Source organism: Sulfuricurvum sp. PD_MW2 (assembly GCF_002633015.1).
In the GTDB taxonomy this organism is placed as follows: domain Bacteria; phylum Campylobacterota; class Campylobacteria; order Campylobacterales; family Sulfurimonadaceae; genus Sulfuricurvum.
In genome coordinates, this window is sequence record NZ_NSIU01000046.1 from 1 (window position 1) to 5,061 (window position 5,061).

The 5,061-nt window shown below is 35.5% G+C and carries 6 protein-coding genes; all 6 read left to right on the top strand.

From position 1 onward, the window contains the following. The coding region (locus CJD30_RS11315) for a hypothetical protein (RefSeq protein WP_294919192.1) at window positions 1–959 on the top strand (959 nt) is incomplete at its 5' end. A gap of 182 nt (window positions 960–1,141) precedes the next feature. Further along, window positions 1,142–2,242: a CDP-glucose 4,6-dehydratase gene (gene rfbG, locus CJD30_RS11320; RefSeq protein WP_294919194.1), complete on the top strand. Its 1,101-nt coding sequence runs from the start codon at window positions 1,142–1,144 to the stop codon at window positions 2,240–2,242. After that, the gene (locus tag CJD30_RS11325) at window positions 2,230–2,643 is read left to right on the top strand and encodes a WxcM-like domain-containing protein (RefSeq protein WP_294919196.1); all 414 of its coding nucleotides are present in this window, start codon (window positions 2,230–2,232) and stop codon (window positions 2,641–2,643) included. Before rfbG ends, CJD30_RS11325 begins: the two co-directional genes overlap by 13 nt. After that, window positions 2,636–3,346, top strand: coding sequence for a hypothetical protein (locus CJD30_RS11330; RefSeq protein WP_294919198.1), 711 nt, complete (start codon window positions 2,636–2,638; stop codon window positions 3,344–3,346). Before CJD30_RS11325 ends, CJD30_RS11330 begins: the two co-directional genes overlap by 8 nt. Continuing rightward, window positions 3,339–4,451, top strand: coding sequence for a DegT/DnrJ/EryC1/StrS family aminotransferase (locus CJD30_RS11335; RefSeq protein ID WP_294919201.1), 1,113 nt, complete (start codon window positions 3,339–3,341; stop codon window positions 4,449–4,451). The genes CJD30_RS11330 and CJD30_RS11335 overlap by 8 nt, the downstream gene beginning before the upstream one ends. Beyond that, window positions 4,441–5,061 (top strand): glycosyltransferase (locus tag CJD30_RS11340; RefSeq protein ID WP_294919204.1); only part of this gene is annotated, 621 nt, incomplete at its 3' end. The genes CJD30_RS11335 and CJD30_RS11340, both read left to right, overlap by 11 nt.

Below are 5,061 nucleotides of genomic sequence, written 5' to 3' on the forward strand. Positions count from 1 at the left end.
ATGGAATTGTAGATAACAATTGGAATGAAAGAGTAATAAAAACGACTTTGGCAAGAAATTCTGGTGAATTTGATTGCGTAGTGTTAGGATCAAGTCATATAATGCAAATCTCGAGCATTAGAAATACTGGAAACATTCAACAACAGTGCAAAAATCTTTTAAATCTCGGGGTAAGCGGTGGAAGTTTAGAAGATTTAGCCATCTTCTCATTTATTATTTTAAACAATCCAAACTTACCTAAAAAGGTTTTTATCGATATTGATCCTTGGACATTTAAATTTGGAATGGATAGCCGATATGGTGCATATCAGTTTTATTATAATGAGATGAATAAAATATTAGAAGAAGAAAATAACAACAAAGATAAAGCATCTTATTGGTCAAAAATCGGCAAAAACATCTTCAATTTTCAATACTTTTATTATAGTCTTCTTACCCTCACTAACAATAATGATAAAACAACAACGCCTTCCTCCCTTTTATCAAAAAATATTCTTTATCCTCTCACTTCATATGATTATACAAATGGTTACATTTACCCCATCATATTACAAGACGGAAGCCGAGTATATGCAAAAGATTTTATCTTATCGCATAAAAACTCAAATCCATTCATAACTGCGACTGACAAAGATGCTAATTACAAAATTTCTGGCGAAATTTATGATCCTAATGCATTGAAATATTTTGAAAAAATAATATCTTTATATAAAAAAAATGGTATCGATGTAAAATTTATTTTCACGCCATACCATCCAGTCTTATTTAAAGCTGGTAATATAAAACCCGTCACCCACATGACAGAAATAGAAAAAATTACTAAAAATCTCACAAAATCTTATAATATCAAAACGTATGGGTCATATTCCCCTGAAAAAGTAGGATGTAAAAATGATGACTTTTTTGATGCGATGCATCCAACCACTCCGTGCTTAAATAAAATAAAATTTTCAGAATAATCTAGTTGTTCAAGCAAAAGAGTTTACCATACTTGCACGATTATATTTTAATAATATTTTCGCTAAAATATATTATTAAACAGACATATGCATCGTTAAAAATTAATAATTTCACCATGTTACCTTAAAAAAAAGTCAAGATAGCTTTATTATCCCCCCTTACGAATAATTTTGGAGAAACAATGTTTTATAATATTTATAAAAACAAAAAAGTGCTTTTAACTGGTCATACAGGATTTAAAGGTTCATGGTTAACCATATGGCTGATTAAGCTAGGTGCAAACGTCGTAGGTGTTTCAAAAGACATTCCCACATCCCCGTCTATATTTGACAAACTGAAACTCAAGGACAAAATCAAACATCATCTCGAAGATATACGAAATTTGGAACGAATGAAAGAGATCATGACTTCCGAGATGCCCGATTTCGTTTTCCATTTAGCGGCTCAGCCCATAGTCTCCGTTTCCTACAGCGACCCGATTGAAACAATCAGTTCAAATGTCATGGGAACTGCCAATATCCTAGAAGCATTGAAGTGTTCGAATCATCCCTGCAGTGCCGTCATAATCACCAGTGATAAAGCGTACGATAATGTCGAACAAGTATGGGGGTACAAAGAAGACGACAAAATGGGTGGCAAAGATATCTATAGCGGTAGTAAAGGGGCAGCAGAGCTGATCATAAAATCCTATTTTAACTCCTTTTTCCTTGCCCCTTCATGCAACGTAAAATTGGCGATCGGACGCGCCGGCAATGTCATCGGCGGAGGTGACTGGGCGAAAGACAGAATCGTCGTTGATTGTATGCTGGCGTGGAGCAAAGGGAAAAAAGTTGAAATCCGAAGTCCCAACGCAACCCGTCCATGGCAGCATGTCCTCGAACCTCTCAGCGGCTATCTGAATCTGGGTGCGGAGCTTTATCGCAACGATAACCTGCACGGTGAAGCGTTCAATTTCGGACCGCGCGCCGAACAAAACCATACAGTCGAGCAATTACTTAAAGATTTGAGCCGATACTGGCACTTCAGCACTGTCTCCGACGCCTTTACCGTCACGGACAACATCCCCTTCCACGAAGCGGGTCTGTTAAAACTCAATTGCGACAAAGCCCTTTTTTACCTCAAATGGCAAGCCAATTTGGAATACGACGAGACGATCAGATTTACCGGTGAATGGTACTATGACTTCTACAAAAGCCAAAAAGACATGTACAAAAAAACGTTGGAGCAGATCGAGGAATACGAAGCAAAAGCCGGATCGAAAGGCTTGATATGGATGGAGTAATCCTAACCCCGCTTAAACAGATTTACCATCCAAAAGGGGATATATTCCATGCAATGAAAAAAAGCGATGCCGGATTTGAGGGTTTCGGTGAAGCATATTTCTCGACCATTCATCAAAACGATATCAAAGGGTGGAAAAAACATCTGCAAATGACACTCAACCTTGTCGTAGTGAGCGGTGAAATCGAATTCGTCATACACAATGGTATCGACTTTTTTACAACCCGAATTTCTCATGCAAATTACAAGCGGCTTACGGTTAAGCCAGGCTTATGGGTCGCTTTTCGCGGCATCCACGAATTCAATATGCTTCTGAATCTGGCCAACCTGGAACATGATCCGAAAGAGGCTATCAATATAGACATGGACAGCATATCTTACACATGGGGGCAAGATGATTAAAATGTTTGAAACGACTTGGTTCGGAATCAATTTTAATAGTTTCTCCGAATTGAATTCATCAAAACAAGCAAATGAGTCATTTTATGACTTGTTTTATCAAGCGTTTTACAAAAAATTTCATTCATATGATGAACTTCCAAAAGCATGGAAAGAACAAAAATCATCTCTAGCAACATTCATCCACTCACATATAAAGTCAAAAACATCCATACTTTCCATTGGATCTGGAAATGGCTATATCGAGAATGAATTGTCAAAGATATATAATGGCACTATTACTGCCCTTGAGCCTTCAAAAACGGCTTCATTATGGCTAAAATCAAATCCAAAGGTCACTTTGATTAATGGTTACTTTCCTGATGCATTACATCAAAACAACCAATTTAAGTTCGCATATATGAGTTATACTGACTATGTTTTTGATGATACCTCCTACGTCAATATTTTAAAAACAATAAAAAATTATCCAATAGATGAGTTTTTACTTGTCGGAGCCAGTATGTACGATCCGAGTCCCAAATTTTGCATGAAATACTTTATCAGATTAGTATTGATACAACTGGGTTTTTTAAAAAAACAACTATGGGGATATCAACGTACTCTGAAAGAGCATACTGATATTTTTCAAAAAGCAGGCTACAGGAATCTTCAATCAGGACAACTGGCGGATGGGACCTACTGGATAAAGGCAACCAATGAATAATATCAGGCTCTCAAAATCTTCCATTTCCGATTTGGAAAAAAAAGCCGTATTAAAAGTGCTGGAAAAAGAATATCTTGGGATGGGAGAAGAAGTCAAACAATTTGAAGAAAAAATAAAAGCTTATTTAAAAACCGATATGCAAGTAGTTTGTGTCAACAGTGGAACTGCAGCACTGCATCTTGCGCTTAGTACTCTTGGCTTAAAATATGGAGATGAAGTACTTGTTCCGTCTATAACCTATGTAGCCTCATTCCAAGCCGTATCTGCTGTTGGCGCGACACCAATCGCATGCGAAGTCAACCCCGATACATTATTTATAGATACTAATGATGCAAGAAAAAGAATTACTAAAAATACAAAAGCTATCATGCCTGTACACTACGCAAGCAGTTCAAAAGGGATGGAAGATGTCTACTCTCTGGCAAAAGAATATGGACTAAGGGTTATCGAAGATGCGGCACAAGCCTTTGGATCGATGAGAAACAACTCATTGATAGGACAAGAAGGGGATATCATCTGCTTTAGTTTTGACGGAATTAAAAACATTACCTCCGGAGAGGGAGGAGCTATTTTATCGAATGATAAAAAACTAATCAACAAAATTAAAGATGCTAGATTACTTGGTGTCGAAAAAGACACAGAGAAAAGATACTCAAGTCAAAGAAGTTGGGATTTTGATGTTTTTGAGCAAGGTTTTAGATACCATATGAGCAATATTATGGCTGCAATCGGGATAGTACAACTTGATAGAATTAACGAATTTAGAAATAAAAGACAAAGCATAGCTACAAACTATATAAACGCTTTAAAAAACATCCATGAAATAGATGTTTTAGATTTTAACTTTTGTGACATCGTACCTCATATTTTTGTTGTTAAAGCAGATAGAAGAAATGAGTTAAGGGAATATTTACTTAAAAACAACATCGAATGTGGAATACATTATAAGCCAAATCATATGTTAAGTAAGTATAAAGTTGATCATCGTTTACCTATCAGTGAAAAAATTTATGAAAAGATATTAACATTGCCCTGTCATTTTGATTTGACAGATATTGAACAAGATACAGTAATGCAAAAAGTGAAAGAATTTTATGAAAAATAATCAACCTCTAGTTTCCGTAATAATGAATTGCTACAATAGCGATACATATTTAAGAGAAGCGATTGATAGTGTAATAACTCAAAGTTATCAAAATTGGGAAATAATTTTTTGGGACAATCAATCGACAGATACAAGTGCTAATATCATTGCATCATACAATGATCAACGAATCAAATATTTTTATGCACCAGAGCACACTATATTAGGCGAAGCAAGAAACTTAGCGTTAACCCAAGTTTCAGGCCAACTTATTGCTTTTTTAGACTGTGATGATTTATGGGAAGAACAAAAACTTGAATTACAAGTACAAACTTTTATTCATGACCAAAATATAGCTCTAGTGTACACAAATTATTGGTCTTTCAATCAAACTAAGATGCAAAAAACCAAAGCTTTAAAAGGGAATACCATAGAGGGCTATGGTGATGTGACTTTTAAAAAATTACTGCTTAAGTATCCAATTGGAATGTCTACAGTTATGATTTCTTTTAACAAATTGCAGTTGCTGAATGAATGGTTTGATCCACATCTTCGACTTACAGAAGAATTCGATCTATTTTTGAGAATATCCTATAATGGAAAAATAAAATATATCAATGCACCTCTAATG